This window comes from Frankia alni ACN14a (genome assembly GCF_000058485.1).
GTDB lineage: Bacteria > Actinomycetota > Actinomycetes > Frankiales > Frankiaceae > Frankia > Frankia alni.
In genome coordinates this window covers 360,072-381,166 of record NC_008278.1, presented here as the reverse complement: position 1 = coordinate 381,166, position 21,095 = coordinate 360,072, and the positions used below count along the sequence as shown (strand labels likewise).

Here is a 21,095-nt window from a genome sequence, read left to right as displayed (position 1 = left end):
CCCGTCGCAGTTCATCCTGAGGAGCCACCGACCATGTCATCCAACGACGCCAAGCTCCGCGAGTATCTCAAGCGCGCGGTCAGCGATGCCCGGACGGCGCAGAAGCGCCTGCGGGAGGTCGAGTCGAGCCGCCGGGAACCGATCGCGATCGTGGGCATGGCCTGCCGGCTGCCGGGCGGGGTCACCACCCCGGAGGAACTGTGGGAGCTGGTCGCCGACGGCCGGGACGCGATCAGCGAGTTCCCGACGGACCGGGACTGGAACGTCGAGGAGCTGTTCGACCCCGACCCGGACGCGGCGGGAAAGTCCTACACCCGCCACGGCGGCTTCCTGCACGACGCCGCCGACTTCGACGCCGAGTTCTTCGGCATCTCCCCCCGCGAGGCCCTCGCCACCGACCCGCAGCAGCGGCTGCTGCTGGAGACGGCCTGGGAGGCGTTCGAGCGGGCGGGCATCGACCCGACGACGCTGCGGGGCAGCCGGACCGCGGTGTTCGCCGGGATCGCCGGGCAGGACTACGCGGCCCGCCTGCACGAGATACCCGACGAACTGGAGGCGTACATCGGCCTGGGGACGCTCGGCAGCGTGCTGTCCGGGCGGATCTCCTACACGTTCGGCTTCGAGGGGCCGTCGGTCACCGTCGACACGGCCTGCTCGTCGTCCCTGGTCGCCCTGCACCTGGCCAGTCAGGCGCTGCGGGGTGGCGAGGCCGACCTGGCGCTGGCCGGCGGGGTCGCGGTGATGTCGTCGCCGGCGGCGTTCATCGAGTTCTCCCGCCAGCGCGGGCTGTCCCCCGACGGCCGCTGCAAGGCCTTCGCCGATGCCGCCGACGGCACCGGCTGGGCCGAGGGCGTCGGCATCCTGCTCCTGGAGCGACTCTCCGACGCCCGCCGCAACAACCATCCCGTCCTGGCCGTGGTGCGGGGCAGCGCGGTGAACTCCGACGGCGCCTCCAACGGCCTGACCGCGCCGAACGGCCCGTCGCAGCAGCGGGTCATCCGCGCCGCGCTGGCCAGCGCCCGCCTCTCCGCCGCCGACGTCGACGCCGTCGAGGCCCACGGGACCGGCACCCCGCTCGGCGACCCCATCGAGGCCCAGGCCATCCTCGCCACCTACGGCCAGAACCGCCCCACCGACCGGCCGCTGTGGCTCGGCAGTCTCAAGTCCAACATCGGCCACACCCAGGCCGCCGCCGGCGCCGCCGGTGTCATCAAGACCGTCCTGGCCCTCCAGCACGGCCTGCTGCCCCGCACCCTGCACGTCGACGAGCCGTCCACGCAGGTGAACTGGTCGACGGGAGCGGTCGAGCTGCTCACCGAGGCCCGCGCCTGGCCCGAGACCGGCGCCCCCCGCCGGGCCGGCGTCTCGGCGTTCGGCGTCAGCGGCACCAACGCCCACGTCATCATCGAGCAGGCCCCCGTCAAGCAGGCCCCGGCGGACGACGGCGCGCCCGAGGGGAACGTCGACGGCCAGGACGCCACCCCGGCCTCGAACGCCCCCGCCCGGCCTAGCCACGCCGCCCAACCACAGGACGTGGACCGCCAGGGCGCCGACCGACCGGACGGCGCCGAACGACGGCCGGACGCGGAGCCGGAACGGGCCGCCCTGCCGGTGCTGGTGCCGTTGTCCGCGCGCAGCCCGGAGGCGCTACGCGACCAGGCCCGCCGCCTGGCCGTCCACCTGCGCACCCACAACGCCGGCGACCCCGATCGTGCCGGCGACCCCGATCACGCCAACGGCGCCGGTGGAGCCGATCGCGCCGTTGACGCTAACGACGCCGGTGGAGCCGCCCGTGTGCCGCTGCCGGCGCTGGCCCGGGCGCTGGCGACGCGCACCGCGTTCCCGCACCGCGCCGTCACCCTCGCCACCAGCACCCCCGAACTGCTCACCGGCCTGAACCAGCTCGCCGACGGCCACCCGGACTCCCGCGTCATCACCGGCCAAGCCGGCCTGGGCAAGCTCGCCTTCACATTCAGCGGCCAGGGCAGCCAGTACCCCCGCATGGGCCACACCCTCTACGCCACCCACCCCATCTACCGCCAAGCCCTCCACGACACCGCCGACGCCCTCAACCCCCACCTCGACCAGCCCCTACTCGACATCCTCCACGCCGACCCCGACAGCCCAGAAGCCACGACCATCCACCACACCGCCTGGACCCAACCCACCCTCTTCGCCCTCCAAACCGCCCTCTACCACCTCATCACCAGCCACGGCATCACCCCCGACTACCTCATCGGCCACAGCCTCGGCGAAATCACCGCCGCCCACCTCGCCGGCATCCTCACCCTCGACGACGCCGCCCGACTCGTCACCACCCGCGCCCACCTCCTCGCCAGCCTCCCCCCCGGCGGCGGCATGCTCACCCTCCACACCGACGAACCCACCACCCGCACCCTCATCACCCACCACCCCAGCATCGACATCGCCGCCCTCAACAGCCCCACCAACACCGTCATCGCCGGCGACACCCCCACCCTCACCCACATCGCCGAACAAGCCGCCCTGCAGGGCATCCGCAGCCGCACCCTCACCGTCAGCCACGCCTTCCACAGCCCCCTCACCAACCCCATCCTCACCCCCTTCCACACCACCGCCGCCACCCTCACCTACCACCAACCCACCATCCCGATCATCGCCGGCCTCACCGGCACCCTCCCCACCGACAGCGACCACACCACCGCCGACTACTGGACCCGCCACATCCGCCACACCGTCCGCTACACCCACGGCACCACCACCCTGTCCGAACAGGGCGTCACCACCTACCTCGAACTCGGACCCGACACCACCCTCACCACCCTCACCACCCAAACCCTCACCACCCTCGACCGCAGCGGTCATCGGCCACGCTTCACCGCCACCCCCACCCTCCACCGCACAAAGCCCCCCACCACCACCCTCGCCACCGCACTGGCCACCCTCCAGGCGGCAGGCCACACCCCCACGCCTCCCAGCATCAGCAGCGCCGTCCCCAGCGCGCAGGGTGCTACCGGCGACGACACCAGCCCCGACAGCTCCACCAGCCCTCACAGCTCCACCAGCCCCGCCAGCTCTGCAGCCGACGCCGGCGACCCGGCCCGTCTCGCGGCCGCCCTGCCCACCTACCCCTTCCAGCGCCAGCGGTACTGGCTGCGGGAGGCGTCGACCGGTGGGCACAGCGTCGCCGGGCTGGGCCTCGCCAGCGCGGACCATCCGCTGCTCGGCGCGGCCATCGGACTGGCCGACCAGGACGGGGTGCTGTTCTCCGGCCGGCTCTCGCTGGCGACGCATCCCTGGCTGGCCGACCACGCGGTGCAGGGCAACGTACTCGTGCCCGGCACCGCCTTCGTCGAGCTGGCGCTGCGGGCCGGCGACGACCTCGGGGTGGGGGCGCTGGACGAGCTGGTCTTCGAGGCGCCGCTCATCCTGCCCGAGCGCGCCGCCGTCGCCATCCAGGTCACCGTGACCGCCGCCGACGACACCGGCCGTCGCCCCGTCGCCGTCCACTCCCGGCCGCAGGACTCGCCCGACGCCGCGTGGACACGGCACGCCAGCGGGGTCTTCGCCGCCGCCGACGGCGACGAGGGAGCAGGCGCCGGCGACGCGCCCGAAGCGCTGACCGCCTGGCCGCCGCCGGGCGCGCTGGAGGTGCCCGTCGGGGACGTCTATCCGGCACTGGCCGCCTCGGGGCTCGCCTACGGGCCGGCCTTTCAGGGACTGCACGCCGCCTGGCGCGCCGGCGACGACCTGTACGCCGAGGTCACCCTCCCCGACGCCGGGACCGACCAGCACCAGGCCGCCGCCTTCGGCGTGCACCCCGCGCTGCTCGACGCGGCCGTCCACCTGTCGGTCTTTCACGGGCTCGCGGACGTGCCCGCTGGCCACAGCCGGCTGCCGTTCGCGTGGAACGGTGTGCGCCTGCACGCCACCGGCGCCACCAGCCTGCGCGTCCACGTCGACGTCCACGGCACCGACGAGATCTCCCTGCACGCCACCGACCCCGCCGGCGCCCCCGTCATCACCGTCGACTCGCTGCTGGCCCGGGTCGTCTCCGCCGAGCAGCTCGCCGCGGCCCGGCGCCGCCGTTCGGACTCGCTCTACGAGGTGACCTGGCCACCTCTGCGGCTGTCCGCGGCGGGACCAGGGGCCACCAACTGGGCCGTCATCGGCTCCGGCGATGCCGTGCCGGCCGAGCTCGGGGCGAGCGTCACCAGGACGGATCATCCCGACCTCGCGTCCCTCGGTGTCGCGGTCGAGGCCGGCGCGGCCGTTCCCGACCTCGTCGTCCTGTCCCTCGGCGCCCTTCCTCTCGGCCCCCCTGCCCACGACGGTCTTCGCACCGACGCCGGGGACCTCGCGGGCCCCACCGGCGCCCCCGATCTCCCGGACGTCCCCGCCGCGGCGCGGGCGGCCACCGAGCGGGCGGTGGACCTGCTGCGGGCCTACCTGTCCGAGCAGCGGTGGGACGCGACCCGGCTCGTGGTCCTCACCTCGGGCGCGGTGAGCGTCGCCGGCGAGGACGTCGACCTCACCACCGCCCCGCTGTGGGGGCTCGTACGCACCGCCCAGAACGAGCACCCCGACCGCATCCTGCTCATCGACCTCGACGCCGACCCCGACAGCCGCACCGCCCTGCCCGCCGCCGTCGCCACCGCCCAGGCCACCGGCGACAACCAGCTCGCCCTACGCCGCGGCACCGCCCACACCCCACGCCTCGTCCCAGCCACCACGCCCGACGCGGCCGACGCGGCCGACGCGACGAATCCGGCGGGTCCGGCCGATCAGGCGGATCCGGCGGGTCCGGCGGGTCCGGCGGGCTGGAACCTCGACCCCGACGGCACCGTCCTCATCACCGGCGGCCTCGGCACCCTCGCCCACCACCTCGCCCACCACCTCATCACCCACCACCACACCCGCCACCTCCACCTCACCAGCCGCACCGGCCCCCACCACCCCCACGCCACCGCACTACGCACCGAACTCGAAAACCTCGGCGCCACCATCACCATCACCGCCACCGACACCACCAACCCCACCCAACTCCACCACCTCCTCGACACCATCCCCCCAGCCCACCCCCTCACCGCCGTCATCCACACCGCCGGCACCCTCGACGACACCACCCTCACCAACCTCACCCCCGAACGCCTCCACACCGTCCTCGCCCCCAAAATCGACGGCGCCTGGCACCTCCACCACCTCACCCGCCACCACCCCCTCAAAGCCTTCGTCCTCTACTCCTCGCTTGCGGGGCTCGTCGGCGGAGCCGGGCAGGGCAGCTACACCGCGGCGAACACCTTCCTCGACGCCCTCGCCCACCACCGCCGAGCCCAGGGACTCCCCGCCACCAGCCTCGCCTGGGGACTCTGGGACGACACCAGCACGTTCACCGAGAACCTCACCGCAGCCGACCGGGCCCGCATCGCGCAGAGCGGCCTGCGGTCGTTGGCGCCCGCCGACGGCCTCGCCCTGTTCGACGCCGCCGGCACGCTGCGCCAACCGCTGCTCGTCCCCGCCGCCCTCGACGTCGCCACGATCAGCCGGCGGGCGGCCGCCGACGGGGTGCCCCCGTTGCTGCGCGGCCTCGTCCGCCCGGGTCGCCGGGGTGCCGCGCAGGCAGGCACGGCGTCGAGGGCGGACGCCGCGGCGCTGCGCGGCAGGCTGGCGGCGGCCGCCGACGAGCAGCGGGAGTCGATCCTGCTCGAGCACGTCCGCCAGGAGGTCGCGGCGGTGCTGGGCCACCGCGACGTCGACACCGTCGAGGCCGAGCGGGACTTCGGCGAGCTGGGCCTGGACTCGCTGACCGCCGTCGAACTGCGCAACCGGCTGAACACCGCCACCGGCCTGCGGCTGCCCGCCACCCTCACCTTCGACCACCCGAGCGCGACCGCGCTCGCCGCGTACCTCGCCGAGCAGCTCGCGAAGATCCTGGCCGCCACGCCCACCGGGGGTGGCGCGAACGCGGCGGCCAGCGGGCCGGCGGCGGCCCGGCCGACCGCCATCGGCCCGCAGGAGGGGCCGCTGTCCGAGCTGTACCAGGCGCTGTGCGCCCGGGACAACTTCGCCGCCGCGGCCCAGCTCCTGGTCGTCGCCTCGGCCCTGCGACCCGTCTTCGGCGCCGCCGACAGCGCGCGGCACGCCGTACCGACGCTCCAGCTCGCCGAAGGGCCGGAGCACACCGAAGGGCCGGAGCACGCCGAAGGGCCGGCGCGTCATCGGCTGATCTGCTTCCCGGCGATGAGCGCGATCTCCGGGCCGCACGAGTACGCGCGGCTCGGCACGCTGCTGCGCGGCGAACGGGACGTGTTCGTGCTGCCCTCGCCGGGCTACGACGAGAACGACCACGTCCCGATCGACGAGCCCACCTACATCGAGATGCACGTGCGGGAGGTGACCAGGCTGGTCGGCGACGAGCCGTTCGTGCTCGTCGGCCGCTCGATGGGCGGGGTCGTCGCACACGCGGTGGCGGCGGAGCTGGAGAACGCCGGGATCGCCCCGTCCGGGCTGGTGCTCGTCGACAGCTACCCGCCCGAGAGCGCCGTCCGCGAGGGCATGGCGGACTGGTGGCTGACCGCGATGATCACCGGAATGCTCGACCGGGTCGACCGTTACCAGATGGTCTGGAGCGACGCGAGCCTGACCACGATGGGCGCCTACGTGCGGGTCTTCAACGGGTGGCAGGCGAAGCCGGTCGCCGCCCCGACGCTGCTCATCCGGGCGGCGGACCCGCTGCGGCGGACGATCATCGATCCGGCGGACCCGGACGGCTGGCAGGCGTACTGGACCACCCCGCACACGACGGTGGACGTGCCCGGCGAGCACTTCTCGATCCTCGAGGAGCACTCGCCGACGACGGTGGCGGCGATCCGCCAGTTCATCGACTCCCTCGTCTGACGTCTGACGTCTGAGGTCGGACGGCGGAGGACGACGACGACGGCGGCGGAGGACGACGGACGGCGGACGGCGGACGGCGGACGGCGGACGGCCGGCACGGCTACGTACTTCTACCTAGCCGTGCCGGACCATTCCTGGTTGGCCGTCCGTCGCCGTCCGGGCCAACCGTCCGGACCACGCAGTTCTTTGTTGTGCAGCTTCGGAGAACAAGCAACCAGAAAGCAGCCCACCACGTTTCCGAGCCCGGTAAGGTTGGGAAACATCAGCGGCACACCGGCCGGCGCGAGTGCCACCGGAATAACACAGCCGATCAATCCGGGCCGGATGCTGCCCGATTACTACACGCATGTTGCGGTGCCGTTCGACGAACGACCGCGGTGCGGGAGAGAAGAGTCGACATGGCCAGGGGAGCAGTCGTCGTCACCGGCGCCGCGGCCGGGATCGGCGAGGCAACCGTCGAACTGTTCGCCGAACGCGGGTTCGGTGTCGTCGCCGTCGACGTGTCCGAGGAGGGCCTGGCCAAGCTCGGCACCCGCGCGGACGTGGTGACCCTCGTCGGTGACGTGGCCGACCCGGCGACGAACGACGCCATGGTCGCCCTGGCGGTCGAGCGCTTCGGCCGGCTCGACGCGGCGGTGCTCAACGCCGGTCTCGGGGGCGCGCCGCCGATCGAGGCGGCCGGCGCGACCGAGAGCCTCGACACGATCTACGCCGTGAACGTCCGCGGGCTGGTGCTGGGGATCCGCGCGGCCGCGCCGGCGCTACGGGCCGCCGGCGGCGGGTCGATCGTCGTGACGTCGTCCGGCGCCGGGCTGCGGGGCGACCCCTACACCTGGGCCTACAACACGACGAAGGCCGCGGCGAACAACCTGGTGCGCTCCGCCGCGCTGGACTACGCCTTCGAGGGCATCCGGATCAACGCCGTCGCCCCCGGCCTCACCGAGACCCCCCGCACCGCCGGCCAGCGCGCCGACCCGGCCTTCGCCGCGGCGGTGACCCGGCGGGTCCCGCTGGGGCGCTGGGCGCAGCCGGCGGAGCAGGCCGAGGTCATCTACTTCCTCGCGTCCCCGGCGGCGTCGTACATCACCGGCGCCGTCATACCGGTCGACGGCGGCCTGTCCGCCTCGAACGGGATTCTGCTGCCGCCCACCTACCCGGGCGAACCGCCGCAGTAATCCGTCTACGGACGATTTGATTTCAGATCATCTTCAAAGTCAACCACGGAAAGGGGCCGGCATGAGCATCGAGGGCAACAAGGAGATCGCGCGGCGGCTTTACGAGGAGGTGGTGAACTACGGGAAGGCGGAGCTGCTGGAGACGTTCGTCGCCGACGACTCCGACGACACCACCCGCCAGCACGCCGGCTGGTCCATCGGCCGCGCGGGATTCCGGGAGCACCTCGAGTGGCTGCGCTCGGCGGTCCCGGACGTGCACACCACGGTGACCGATCTCGTCGCGGAGGACGACCGGGTGGTCGTGTACTGGCGGATCGAGGGCACCCATCAGGGTGAGCTGTTCGGTGCGGCCGCGACCGGCAAGCCCATCGACGCGACCAGCATCAGCCTCATCACCTTCCGGGACGGCCAGATCGTCAACTACACCGTGCTGCCCGACCGGCTCACCATCCTGCGTCAGGTCGGCGCCGTCGCCGCCGCCTGAGCACGCCGGCCGCGACGGAGGGGACGACCGCGATGAGCGCGAAGCTGTCGGCCGCCGATCTCGCCGAGATCGGACAGACCCTGGCCCTGTTCTCGCACGTGTTCGACAACCGGCAGGCCGACGACCTCGGGCTGGTGTTCACCGCGGACGTCGCGGTCGAGTTCCAACGCAGCGGCAGGTCCCTGCGCGGGCTCGCCGAGGTGGCGCAGTTCCAGCGCGGGCTGCCACCCGACGCCGCCGACCATCAGACCGTGAGCACCGTGGTCCTGGCCGACCCGGACGGCACGGTGCGGGCGGTGAGCCGTTACCTCGCCGTGCTCGCCGACGGTTCGGTGACCAACGGCGAGTACCGGGACGTCCTGGTCCGGACCGGCGACGGGTGGCGGATCGCCGCCCGGCAGATCGTGCCCCGCTACCCCCTGGCCGCCGACGCGCCGGACGCCGGGCGGGCGGTCGTCCAGCAGCCGCTGCCCGGACCGTGGCGGGCATCGGCCGACCGGCTGCCGCACCTCGCGCCGTGACCCGGCCCGGCCCGGCCGGCCACCGGCCGGGCCGTCAGACCCTCAGGCCGTCGGGGCGGCGCTCGGGGTGTTCGGGGTGTTCGGGGTGAGGTTGAGCAGCTCGCACAGGTCGCGCAGCTCGTCGCGGTACAGCCGGGCCGGGTCGTTCACCTGCGGCCGCAGGTGGCCGTACACCTCCAGCGCGACGAGGCCGTGCAGACGGCCCCAGATCCGCAGGGACAGCGCGGCGCCGTCGGGCGGGAAGTCGGGAAACGAGGTCCGCGCCATCGCGGCGAAGTCGGGCCGGAAGTCCGACCACGTGTACAGGCCGGCGGGCGGGGTGGCCCCGTTCGCGGGCCACGCGGCGGCGACGATCCTGATCAGGACGCCGCAGGCCCGGTGCTCGGCGGCGAGTTCGGCGCCGTCGTCGCGCACCTTGTAGCCGGGGATGGGATCGCCGTACACGAGCTGGAACTCCGGGGGCCGGCCGATCGCCCACTCCCGGTAGGTCACCCCGACGGCCTCGAGCTGGCCGGCCGGGTCGTCGGGCCGGGAGCGGCGCGCGGCCTCCAGCGCCTGGGCGAGGGAGTCGTACACGTCGACGATCAGGGCGGTGATCAGATCGTCCCGGGTGTCGTAATAGCTGTACAACGCGCCGGCGGTCATCCCCATCTCCCGCGCTATCGCCCGCAGCGACAGGCCCGCGGCGCCCTGCTCGGCCATGTGACGAAGCGCGATCTCCTTGATGTCCCGCACGGTCTCGACCCGCAGGCGCTCCCGCCGACTCAGTTTCACTCCGTCCACTCTTGACACCTTACAATGCCCAACTACTATACGGCGCTTAGAGACAGCATCCCGTTCAGAGACAGCGTCTCGTTCAGCAACCACTCATGGAGCAGAAACAGAACGGTGTGTAGAATCTGGGCACTGCACCCCGAGCGCGCTCACCGTCGAGAGCCGGGCGCGACCACCCGGGGCCTGATCCGCCGCCCAGCGACGGAACCGACGCCCAGCGACAGAAAGAGCCACCCCAGTGGATGCATCCGCGCCCCGACCACGGCCGGGGCTCGGGCTGACGCTCGCACTCCTGGCGTTCGCCCAGTTCATGATCGCTATTGACTACAACATCGTGTACGTCGCGCTGCCGGACATCGGCCGGGAGCTCGACTTCAGTTCCCAGTCCCTGCAGTGGGTCGTCAGTGCCTACGCGGTGACGTTCGGGGGGCTGCTGCTGCTGGGCGGCCGGGCGGCCGACCGGCTCGGGTCGCGGCGGGTGTTCCTCACCGCGGTGCTGCTCTACGGCCTGTCCTCGCTCGCCGGCGGCCTCGCGAACGACCCGGGGCTGCTGATCGCGGCGCGGGCCGTGCAGGGGGTCGGCGGGGCGCTGCTGTTCCCGGCGATCCTCACCCTGATCAACACGACCTTCCGGCCGGGCGCCGAGCGCACCCGCGCGCTGGCCGCGTGGGGTGCCGCGGGTGGTGGCGGGCTCGCCGCCGGCGCGCTGCTCGGCGGCGTCCTGACCAACTACCTCGGTTGGGAGTGGGTCTTCTTCGTCAACGTTCCGGTCGCGGCGGTCATCGCCGTGGCGGCGCCGCGGCTGCTGGCGGCGGACGGCACCCGGCCGTCGCGCACCGGATTCGACCTTCCCGGTGGCCTGCTGGCCACCGCCGGGGTCGCCCTGGTCGTGTTCGGGTTGGTCAGCGGGCCGGACGCGGGCTGGTGGTCGGTGCGCGCGGCCGGCGCGATCGCGCTCGGCGTGGTGATCCTCGCCGGCTTCGCCGTCCTCGAGGGGCGGCTGCGCAACCCGCTGCTGCCGCCGCGGCTGCTGGGATACCGCAACCTCACCACGGCCGTGCTCGCCGTGTTCGTCTTCGCCGGCACGCTCGCCGGCGAGTACTTCCTGTTCACCACCTATCTGCAGAACGTCCTCGGCTACAGCCCGTTGAAGGCGGGACTGGCCTTCCTCCCGCTGACGCTGATCTCCATGGCCGGCGCCGGCCCGCTGGCCACCACCAGCGTCGCCAGGCTGGGGTACGGCGCGACGATGGCCCTCGCGCTGCTGCTGTGCGGGATCGGCATCGGGCTGCTCGTCCCCGGCATGTCGGTGGGCGGTTCCTATCCGGCGCTCCTGCCCGGCATCGCGGTGTGGGGCATCGGCGGCGGCATCGCCTTCACGGTGTGCTTCTCGGCGGCCGGGCACGGGATCGCCGTCGAGGAGCAGGGCGTGGCCAACGCGGTCGCCTCCACCTCGCAGCAGGTCGGCAGCGCGGTGGGGCTGGCGGCGATCGTGGCGGTGGCCAACTCCGGGCTCGACCTCGGCGTCGGCGGCGCCCCCACGCCGGACAGCGTGGTGGACGGGCTACGGGTCGGCGGCCTGGTCTCCGCCGTCACCGCCGTGGTGATCAGTGTGGTCGTCGCCCTGCTCCTGCGCGACCGCCCGTCGGCAGCGTCCAGCCCGGCGACGCCGTCCGCGCCCGGGGCGGGTGTGCCGGAGGCCACCGGCGACGAGGACGTCCGAGCCTATTCCTGAACCGTTCGAGGAAGGCGGATTCGCCGGCACCGACCGGCGGTCGGCTGAGCGGACAGTCATCCGTAACTATTCGGACCGTCGGCCGAACGCCGACGGTCATCGAACCGGTCCTTGCGCCCGGGATCGAACCCCCACATAGCACGGACTGTGCGTCGGGTTGGACGTAACCACGACCACGACAAAATCGCAGTCGATAACTTCGGAAGTGGCATGCATCACAGTTTCCACCACAAAAGTGCCAGGTTTCTCTAAGATGAATTCCGTGGACGACCGGCAGCACCTTCCGACCTCGCGGACGCGCCGCCGGACATTGACTTCCATTCCGCGTGCGCCGTTCGGCCACGCCCTCGTCCGACCGCCCCGGCAGATCGCCGGAACAGCAGCGCGCACCGTCCTCACCGCGCGCCGGCACATCGATCTGCTGCGGGTTTCGAGCGCTTCCTGTCCCGGCGGCGACCGGCATTCCCGCTAGAGCAGGACAGCCGAAAGACCACCACCGCCCGCCCTCACCTTGAGGTGCGGTCGACCGCCCGACCGGGCCCGGAGGATGTCGGGGCAGGTTCACGGTCCTGGCGGTCCGCGCGGCCCTGATGGCCCGACCCCGCACGGGGAATCGATTATATGATCATGGACCGCCGCGCCCCGGACCCCGGCGCGGCGGCTTGCCGAACGTTCTCCGGTAACGCCGTCTCCGCCGCGCCGAGACACCTTCGATCGGCCATTTCCGGTCTCTTCCCAGCCCTTTTCGTGCACACGTCGGCTGCCGCCATCGGGCCAGTCCCGGCAATTCCGCACCACGCCATCCTCCATACTCCCGGAGCACACGCATGCGTCTCGCCAGACCCGTCCACCTTCTTTTCGCCGCGGCGACAGCGGCGACCCTGGTTCTCACCTCCTGCGGCTCGGACTCGGGTTCCGGCTCCGACGCGGGAGGGTCCGGGGCTGGATCGGGCAAGCCCAAGGCCGGCGGGTCGCTGACCTACGCCCTCGACGTCGAACCCACCTGCTTCGATCTTCAGGTCAATCAGCAGGGAATCACCGGTGACATCGAACGCGGGGTGGTCGACTCCCTGGTGACCGTCGACGCCAAGGGCGTATTCCATCCGTGGCTGGCGACGTCGTGGGAGGTCGCCTCGGACCTGAAGACCTACACCTTCAAGCTGCGCGAGGGGGTGACGTTCACCGACGGCACGCCGTTCGACGCGGCCGCGGTGAAGGCGAACTTCGACCGCATCGTCGACAAGAAGACGAAGTCGCAGTACGCGGCCACCCTGCTCGGCCCCTACACCGGCACCGACGTCGTCGACGCGCACACGGTGAAGGTCAACTTCTCCAAGCCCTTCGCCCCGTTCCTGCAGGGCGCGAGCACCCCCAACCTGGGCTTCTACTCCACCCGTTCGCTCAGCCACGGGCCCGACGCACTGTGCGCCGGCGGCAGCGCGATCGTCGGCACCGGACCGTTCGTCTTCACCAGCTACACCAAGGGCCAGAGCGTCGTCCTGACGAAGAACCCGAAGTACAACTGGGCGCCGCAGCAGGCCGCGCACACCGGCGCGGCCTACTTGGACAAGGTGACCTTCCGCTTCCTGACCGAGGACACGGTCCGGGTCGGCGCCGTGACCAGCGGCCAGGTCGACGTGGCCACGAGCATCCCGCCGTCGGACACCAGGACGGTCGAGGCGGACAAGGGCCTGCAGATCCGCAAGGTGGAGGACGCCGGCGGCGCCTACAACGTCTACCTCAACACCGCGCACGGACCCCTGGACGACGTGCGGGTCCGCCGGGCGATCCAGCTCGGCGCCAACGTCGACCAGGCCGTGAAGACGGTGTACTTCGGCCAGTACGCCCGGGCGTGGAGCCCGCTGACCCCGGCCACCCCGTCCTACGACAAGACGCTGACCAACGCCATCGCGTTCGATCCGACGGCCGCCGGGAAGCTGCTCGACGAGGCCGGGTGGACGGGGCGTGACGGCCAGGGTTACCGGACCAAGGACGGCAAGCGGCTGACCGTGAACTGGCCGTGGAACCCGCCGCACACCCGCGAGCAGCGGGAGGTCGTCGCCCAGGCGATCCAGGCGGACCTGAAGAAGATCGGCGTGGAGGTCACCCGACCCGCCCTCGACATCGGCGCCTACGTCTCCCTGGCCCTGAACGGCAACTACGACCTGTACGACTTCTCGTGGACGCGGTTCGAGCCGGACATCCTGCGCGGGTTCTTCAACTCGGCCAGCCTGCCGGCCACCGGCGGTCAGAACGCCGCTAACCTGAAGGACCCGCAGGTGGACACCTGGACCGACGCCGGCGCGGCCACCCTCGACCGGGCCAAGCGGGACGACCTGTACGGCAAGGTGCAGCACCGGGTGGTCGTCGACGACGCGGTCGTGCTGCCGATCTACATCCCGACGAAGCTCGTCGCCATCGCGACCGACGTGTCGGGGCTGACCGTCGACCCCAACGGCAAGCCGCTGCTCTTCGACACCTGGCGCAGCTGACCATGACGGGGGGGGTTGCCGCCGCCGTCGGCCGCCGGGTGGCCGCCGCGGCGGCGGTCATGCTGGGCGCGGCGACGACCGCGTTCATCGCTCTGCACCTGCTGCCCGGCGATCCGGTGGCCATCATCCTCGGGCCGTCGAACATGGCCTCCCCCGAGGTCCGGGCCCAGATCCGGCTCGATCTGGGCCTCGACCAACCACTGATCATGCAGTACCTGCACTACCTGGGCCGGCTGCTGCACGGCGATCTCGGCGAGTCCTTCCAGCTCCAGCAGCCGGTGTCGAAGCTGATCGGTGACCAGCTGCGCCCGACGGTGGAGCTCGCCCTGGCCGCGATCGTCCTCGCGGTGGTCCTCGCGGTGGTCTCCGCGGTGGCCACCGCGGGCCGCCGCCCCGGCCTGCGCGCGCTGGCCAACCTCTGGGAGCTCGTCGCGGTGTCCACGCCGTCGTTCTGGCTGGGCATCCTGCTGCTCACCGCGTTCTCGTTCCGCCTCGAGCTGTTCCCGGTCGCCGGGGCAGAAGGGTTCTCCGCGCTGGTGCTTCCCGCGCTGACCCTCGGCCTGCCGGTGGCCGGGATCCTCGGCCAGGTGCTGCGGGAGGGGTTGGAGACCGCGCTCGAACAGCCCTTCGTCGCCACCGCCCGGGCCCGCGGCCTGAGCCAGACCGCGGTCCGGCTGCGGCACGCGCTGCGGCACGCGGCGGTGCCGCTGGTCACGCTCTCGGGCTGGCTGACCGGCACCCTGCTGGGCGGTGCGGTGCTCGTCGAGAAGGTCTTCGCCCGACCCGGCATCGGCGCGCTGACCCTGCAGGCCGTCAGCAGCCGGGACATGCCCGTCGTGATGGGCGTCGTGCTGCTGTCCGCGCTGGTGTTCGTCGTGATCTCCACCGCCGTCGACCTGCTCTACCTCACCATCGACCCGCGGCTGCGGACCGAGGGCACCGCGGCGGGCGCGAGGGACGCGAAGGGCGCGCAGGCATGACGGCGATCGACGTCGCCGTCGGGCTCGGCCGGCTCGGCCGGCGCGGCCTGACCCGCGGGCGCCGGCCGCCTCGGGTCGGGCTGGTGCTCGCGGCCGGCATCCTGCTACTGATCATCCTCATCGCGGTGGCACCGGGGCTGTTCACCGACCGGTCGCCGACGGACACCGCGTCGGTCGACGCGCTGCACGGCCCGAGCGGGGCGCACTGGTTCGGCACCGACCAGCTCGGCCGGGACGTGTTCACCCGGGTGGTCGACGGGGCCGGCCGGTCGCTGCGGCTCGGCGTGGGCGCGACCCTGCTCGGCGTGCTGGCCGGCGCGGTGCTGGGCCTGGCCGCCGCGCTCGGCGGTCGGACGGTGGACGCGGTGCTGATGCGGCTGGCCGACGTCCTGCTCGCGTTGCCGCCGCTGCTGCTGGCCCTGCTGGCGATGGCGGTGCTGGGCAGCGGCGCGTGGAACCTGACCCTCGCCGTGGCGATCTCCACCGTGCCCGGCTACGCCCGGATGGTGCGGGCGGAGGCGCTGGTGGTGCGCCGCTCCGGCTACGTCGAGGCGGCCGTCGGGCTGGGCCTTCGCCGCTGGCTGCTGGTCGCGCGGCACATCCTGCCGAACACCCTGGGCCCGCTGCTGGTGCTGGCGACCGTCGGCTTCGGCACCACGCTCATCGCCGCCTCCAGCCTGAGCTTCCTCGGATTCGGCGTCGGGCCGCCGACCCCGGAGTGGGGGCTGATGCTCTCGGAGGGCCGCAACTACCTGTCCACCGCCTGGTGGATCGGGGTGTTCCCGGGTGCCGCCATCACCGTCACGGTGATCGCCGTGAACGTCGTGGGACGCCACGCCCAGGCGCGTTACACAAGGAGGACGAGCCGATGAGCGACCCCTCCGGGGCGCCCGCTCCGGCGGCCCTCGCCCCGGCGCCGCCGGTGTCCGTCCAGCCGCCGGTGTCCGTCCCGCCGCCGGTGTCCGTCCAGCCGCCGGTCCACTCGTCGGCCGCGCCGAGCGCGGCCCTCGCGACGGACGGGCCGGGCTCGGCGTCCCTGCCGACGGACGGGCCGGGCGCAGCGGGGCGGCCTCCCGTGCCGGCGGATGACCCCCTGCTGGTCGTCGAGGGGCTCAGCGTGACCTTCGACGCGCGGTCCGCCCACCCCGTCCGGGCGGTGCGGGACGTGTCGTTCACCCTGCGCCGGGGCGAGTGCCTCGCCATCGTGGGGGAGTCCGGGTCCGGCAAGAGCGTCACCGCCCGGACACTCGTCGGGCTGACGGGTGCCCGCGCGACGGTCAGCGCGCGACGGCTGGGCTTCGCCGGCGAGGACCTGACCAGGGTGCGCGAGGCGTCGTGGCGGCGCATCCGGGGACGGCACATCGGCCTGGTGCTCCAGGACGCCCTGGTCTCCCTCGACCCGCTGCGCACCGCCGGCGCGGAGATCGCCGAGGCGTTGCGCACCCACCGGGTCGTCGACCGCGCCGGCGTCCACTCCCGCGTGCTGAGCCTGCTCACCGACGTCGGCGTGCCCGAACCGGCCCAGCGGGCGGCGCAGTACCCGCACCAGCTCTCCGGCGGCCTGCGCCAGCGCGCGCTGATCGCCTCGGCGCTCGCCGCCGGCCCGGAGCTGCTGGTGGCCGACGAGCCCACCACGGCCCTCGACGTCACCGTGCAGGCGCAGGTGCTCGACCTGCTGCGCGGCCTGACCGCGGAGGGCATGTCGGTCCTGCTGATCAGCCACGACCTCGCCGTCGTCGCCGGGCTCGCCGACCAGGTGGCGGTCATGTACGGCGGGCTGGTCGTCGAGCAGGGGCCGACCGCGACCGTGCTGGCCGACCCGCGTCACCCGTACACGCAGGCGCTGCTCGCCGCCGTGCCCGCGATGCACGCCAAGGGCACCCGGCTGTCGATCACGCCGGTCGACCGCCCGCCGGCCACCGCCGGCTGCCCGTACGCGGCCCGCTGCCCGCGCAGCGACGAGCGCTGCCGCGCCGAACTGCCGTCGCCGGCGGACGACGAGCACACCCACCGGACGCTGTGCTGGCATCCCGGTCCGCCCCCGCCCACCACGGCGCCAGCCGCCGCGCCCAGCACCCCGGCGGCCACCGTCACCTCCACGGCTTCGGCGGCCGACCGGGCCCTCGTCGCCACGACGGCCGCGCCGGTGGCAGGGGCGGACCGGCCGGGACGGGGGGCCGACGCCGGTCCGCTCGTCGAGGTGACCGCGATCAACCAGCGGTTCCGCTCCCCCGACGGATCCTGGCGGCACGCCGTGCGGGACGTGTCGTTCGAGCTGTTCGCCGGGGAGACCCTCGGCGTGGTCGGCGAGTCCGGCTCCGGCAAGACGACCGTGGCCCGGATCGTGCTGGGGATGCAGGCCCCGGACTCCGGGACGGTGCGGTTCGCCGGCGCGCCCTGGAGCGGGCTGCCGGAACGCCGGCGGCGCGCCCTGCGGCCACGCATCCAGGCCGTCTACCAGGATCCGCTCGGATCGTTCGACCCGCGGTTCACCACCGAGAGGATCATCGGTGAGGCGCTGGGCGCGGCCGGGGTGGGCCGCGGGCAGCAACGCCGTGACCGGGTCGTCGACCTGCTCGAACGGGTGGGGCTGGCCGCCGGCCTGCTGCGGCGGCGACCACCGGAGCTCTCCGGTGGTCAGCGGCAGCGGGTGGCCATCGCGCGGGCCCTGGCCACGGAGCCGGAGCTGCTCGTCTGCGACGAGCCGGTCTCCGCGCTCGACGTCTCGGTCCAGGCCCAGATCCTCGACCTGCTCGCCGGGCTCCAGCAGGATCTCGGCGTCGCCATGCTCTTCATCTCCCACGACCTCGGCGTCATCCACCACATCAGCGATCGGCTGGTGGTGATGAAGGACGGCCTGGTCGTCGAGACCGGACCGGTCGGGCAGGTCTTCGCCCAACCGGCGCAGGAGTACACCCGGACCCTGCTCGCCGCCGTGCCCCGGCCCGACCTCACTTGACCGGCTCACGTTCCGGCGCCGGCCGGCGGCCGCGCGCGGTCCGGCCGAAGGAACGTCGCCGCCTGCTGGCGGCACTCGAGGCGTTGGCAACCGGTCAGGGGCGCATCGTCGAGGTCCGCGGGGACCCCGGCATCGGCAAGACCCGGCTGCTCGGCGAGCTGACCCGGCAGGCGGCCAGGCGCGGCCTGCCGGTCGTCAGCGGCCGCTGCACCGAGTCCGACCGGGCGGTCCGCTTCGGCGTGTTCAGCCGGCTGCTGTCCATCCAACCGCCCCCCTCGGCAGAGGCCGACCGGTCCTCGCCCGGACCGCTGCTTGCCACCATGCTGTCCACGCCGGGCAGCGGGGCGTCCTGGCCGGACGCCGGGTCGGCGCGGCGGGATGCCGAGGGCTCGCTGTTCGACGCCGCTCGGCTGCTGCTGGGCCGGGCGGCCGGCGACGGGCTCGTCCTGATCGTCGACGACGTCCACTGGGCGGACGAGGCGTCCAGCGCACTCATCGACCATCTCGTCCGCTGGCCGGTCGACGCCCACCTGCTGCTCGTCCTGGCCCACCGACCGCGCCAGAGCCCGCCCCGGCTGCTGCGCTCACTCGCCGAGGGCGAGGAACTCGGCACCGTCGACCGCATCGACCTCCCGCCGCTCACCCTGGAGCAGGCGGCGCAGCTCACCGGCCTGGCCACCGACGACCCCCGGCTGTGGGAGCTGCACCAGGCAAGTGAGGGCAATCCGCACTACCTGCTCGGTCTGACCGCCCTTGCCCACGGCCTGGCCCCCGGCCGGGCCGAGCTGGCCGCCGACGAAGGCCAGGGGCCCGAGGCCAGCGATCTCGACCGGCCGCCGAGCGACCTGGTCAGCCCGGTACTGGCCGAGCTCGCCGAACTCGACCCGGCCTGCCTGCACCTGGTCTGGGCGGCGGTGGTTCTCGACGAGGCGTTCGACGTCGACACCGCCGCCGCCGTCGCTGCGCTGGCGATCGACCCGGCCTGTGCCGCCGTGGCCACCCTCACCGCCCGGGACCTGCTGGTGGCGACCGACGGGGCGGCCTACCGGCTGCGCCATCCGCTGCTGGCCCGCATGCTCTACCCGACCGTCGACCCGGGCTGGCGGCGCGCGGCGCACCGCCGGGCGGCGCGGATCCTCGGCCTGTCCGGCGCACCGCCGGCCGTCCTCGCGGCGCACATCGAGCACTGCCCGCAGGGCTCGGGTCTCGACGAGGTGGAGGTGCTGGCCTGGGCGGCCGAGGAGCGGCTGGCCACCGCGCCGCCCGACGCCGTGCGCTGGCTGTGGCTGGCGCTGCGCATCCTCGCCGACGTCGACGGGGAGGATCCGGCTCGGGTCCAGGGCCTGCGCGGCGAGGTGTCCCTCGGCCTGGCCCGGGCGTTGGGCGCAGCCGGACAGCTCGCGGAGAGCCTGGCGCAGATCCGCCAGACCCTGCGGCTGGCCGCCACGCTCTCGGCGACGGCCCGTGCCGACCTCGCCTCCCTGTGCGCCATGCTGGCCTACTCCCTCGGACAGCACGCGGACTCGCAGGCGATCCTCACCGACGAGATCGACGCGGCCATCGGCGAGCCGCCGGGGCAGCTCGCCCACACGCCGGGCGCCGCCCACCGGCCGGGCGCCGCCCATCCGCCGGGGGCCGCCCATCCGCCGGGGGCCGCCGGCCGCCCGGTCCGCCCGCAGGCCCGACCGGCCATCATCACCCTGCTGCTGACCCGGGCGGCGGTGGGGCTGCTCGACGGCACGCCGCCCAGCCCCGACGACCTGGGCCTGCTGCTGCGGCTCGCCCGCGAACAGCAGGACCACACCGCCGAGGTCGGCGCGCTGGCCCTGCGCGGGGTCGTCGAGGCGTTCGGTGGGGACATCCCGGCGGCGGCGACGACCGTGACCGCCTGCATCGCGATCGCCGACCGGTTGCCCGACGCCGAGCTCGCCGATCATCCCGAGCACCTGGCCCTGCTCGGCTGGGCGGACTCGGTGCTGGGCCGCCAGCTCGACGCCGAACGGCACTTCAGCCGTGGGGCCGCCCTCGCCCGCCGCACCGGTCGCGACGACACCCTGCCGCTGCTGCTCGGCGGGCTCGGCGCGGTCTACCACCGGGTCGGCCGGCTCGCCGACGCCCGCCAGACCGCCGCCGAGGTGCAGCACCTCATCCGCAACACCCGGCGCGGCCACCACACGAACCTCGCCGGAGCCATCGAGGCGCTGGCCGGGGTGTGGATCGACGGCCACGGCAGCCGGCGGGCGGCCACGCTCGCCGAGGAGGCCGCCATCGAGCGGTTCACCGCCCGGCCGACGCCGCGACGGTCCTGGTGGGGCGACGTGGCGGCGATCTGGACGGCGTACGCGGCCGAGACCGACAGCGGCGACCCCCACCGGACGATGGCGCTGATCCTCGACACCGGCGGCGGCGAGACGCTGGCGGAGCTGTCGCCCGTCCTGCGCCCGATGGCGTTCGAGGCACTCACCGCCGCCTCCGAACGCCTCGGGGACGCCTCCGCCGCACGCCGCTGGGCGGACGGTGCCGAACAGGCCGCCGAGGGCCTGAATCTGGGCTACCAGCGCGGGCACGCCCTCGCCGCCCGGGCGCACGCGGTGCGCCACGCCGAGCCGGCCGCGGCCGGCGCGCTCTACCAGCAGGCGGCCGACCTGTTCGCCGCCGCCGGCATGCTCTCGCTGCGCACCTACCTGCTGGTGCAGGGCGGGCTCTGCCTGGCCGCGGCGGGACGCACCAACCCGGCCGCCCGCCAGCTCGCCGTCGCCATCGAGCTCGCCGGCCGGTGCGGGGCGCACCGGCTGGGCGCACAGGCCCGAGCCGCCCTGCGCGCGCTGGACGAACGGCGCTCGGCCGGCGTCGACGCGCTGGCCGGCCTGACCCCGCGGGAACGGGAAATCGCCCTGGTCGCGGTCGGCGGCAAGACGAGCCGGCAGATCGCCTACGACCTGCGGCTGAGCCCACGGACCGTGGACGCGCACCTGACCCGCATCTATCGCAAGCTCGGCGTGTCCTCCCGGGTGGCGCTGGTCCGCCTCGTCGACGGCAACGGCCCCCGCTGACCCGCGACCCGTTGACCGGCGACCCGTTGACCCGGCCCGCTGACCC

At 73.7% G+C, this 21,095-nt stretch carries 12 protein-coding genes; 11 read left to right on the top strand and 1 reads right to left on the bottom strand.

All coding sequences use genetic code 11. The features are described 5' to 3' along the window. Nucleotides 1-33: 33 nt before the first annotated feature. From FRAAL_RS01535 to FRAAL_RS01520, 4 genes are all read left to right on the top strand, one after another. Complete coding sequence (locus tag FRAAL_RS01535; RefSeq protein WP_011601603.1) at nucleotides 34-6,876, top strand: type I polyketide synthase; 6,843 nt, start codon at nucleotides 34-36, stop codon at nucleotides 6,874-6,876. 398 nt (nucleotides 6,877-7,274) lie between these two features. Next, the gene (locus FRAAL_RS01530) at nucleotides 7,275-8,051 is read left to right on the top strand and encodes an SDR family NAD(P)-dependent oxidoreductase (RefSeq protein WP_011601601.1); all 777 of its coding nucleotides are present in this window, start codon (nucleotides 7,275-7,277) and stop codon (nucleotides 8,049-8,051) included. A 61-nt stretch (nucleotides 8,052-8,112) separates the two neighbouring features. Beyond that, entirely contained in the window at nucleotides 8,113-8,535 is a 423-nt protein-coding gene (locus tag FRAAL_RS01525) for an ester cyclase (protein WP_011601600.1), read from the top strand. A gap of 32 nt (nucleotides 8,536-8,567) precedes the next feature. After that, nucleotides 8,568-9,056 (top strand): nuclear transport factor 2 family protein, encoded by a 489-nt coding sequence (locus FRAAL_RS01520; RefSeq protein ID WP_011601599.1) that lies wholly within the window; start codon nucleotides 8,568-8,570, stop codon nucleotides 9,054-9,056. Between the two features lie 42 nt (nucleotides 9,057-9,098). On the opposite strand, the gene FRAAL_RS01515 is transcribed toward FRAAL_RS01520, so the two are convergent. Then, the gene (locus tag FRAAL_RS01515; RefSeq protein ID WP_041938665.1) at nucleotides 9,099-9,839 is read right to left on the bottom strand and encodes a TetR/AcrR family transcriptional regulator; all 741 of its coding nucleotides are present in this window, start codon (nucleotides 9,837-9,839) and stop codon (nucleotides 9,099-9,101) included. A gap of 229 nt (nucleotides 9,840-10,068) precedes the next feature. On the opposite strand from FRAAL_RS01515, the gene FRAAL_RS01510 reads away from it, so the two are divergent. The 7 genes from FRAAL_RS01510 (at nucleotide 10,069) to FRAAL_RS01485 (ending at nucleotide 21,049) form a co-directional block, all read left to right on the top strand. Further along, on the top strand, nucleotides 10,069-11,565 hold the full coding sequence (locus tag FRAAL_RS01510; protein ID WP_011601597.1) for an MFS transporter: 1,497 nt from the start codon (nucleotides 10,069-10,071) through the stop codon (nucleotides 11,563-11,565). 253 nt (nucleotides 11,566-11,818) lie between these two features. Further along, nucleotides 11,819-12,037, top strand: a complete 219-nt coding sequence (locus FRAAL_RS35950; RefSeq protein ID WP_372667121.1) for a putative leader peptide — start codon at nucleotides 11,819-11,821, stop codon at nucleotides 12,035-12,037. A gap of 355 nt (nucleotides 12,038-12,392) precedes the next feature. After that, entirely contained in the window at nucleotides 12,393-14,057 is a 1,665-nt protein-coding gene (locus tag FRAAL_RS01505; RefSeq protein ID WP_011601595.1) for an ABC transporter substrate-binding protein, read from the top strand. 2 nt (nucleotides 14,058-14,059) lie between these two features. After that, a complete protein-coding gene (locus tag FRAAL_RS01500; protein WP_011601594.1) occupies nucleotides 14,060-15,037 on the top strand; it encodes an ABC transporter permease in 978 nt (325 codons plus the stop codon). Then, the gene (locus FRAAL_RS01495) at nucleotides 15,034-15,909 is read left to right on the top strand and encodes an ABC transporter permease (protein ID WP_011601593.1); all 876 of its coding nucleotides are present in this window, start codon (nucleotides 15,034-15,036) and stop codon (nucleotides 15,907-15,909) included. Before FRAAL_RS01500 ends, FRAAL_RS01495 begins: the two co-directional genes overlap by 4 nt. Further along, the gene (locus FRAAL_RS01490; RefSeq protein ID WP_157891949.1) at nucleotides 15,906-17,996 is read left to right on the top strand and encodes a dipeptide ABC transporter ATP-binding protein; all 2,091 of its coding nucleotides are present in this window, start codon (nucleotides 15,906-15,908) and stop codon (nucleotides 17,994-17,996) included. The genes FRAAL_RS01495 and FRAAL_RS01490 overlap by 4 nt, the downstream gene beginning before the upstream one ends. After that, a complete protein-coding gene (locus FRAAL_RS01485) occupies nucleotides 17,993-21,049 on the top strand; it encodes a helix-turn-helix transcriptional regulator (RefSeq protein WP_011601591.1) in 3,057 nt (1,018 codons plus the stop codon). Before FRAAL_RS01490 ends, FRAAL_RS01485 begins: the two co-directional genes overlap by 4 nt. Nucleotides 21,050-21,095: the final 46 nt, after the last annotated feature.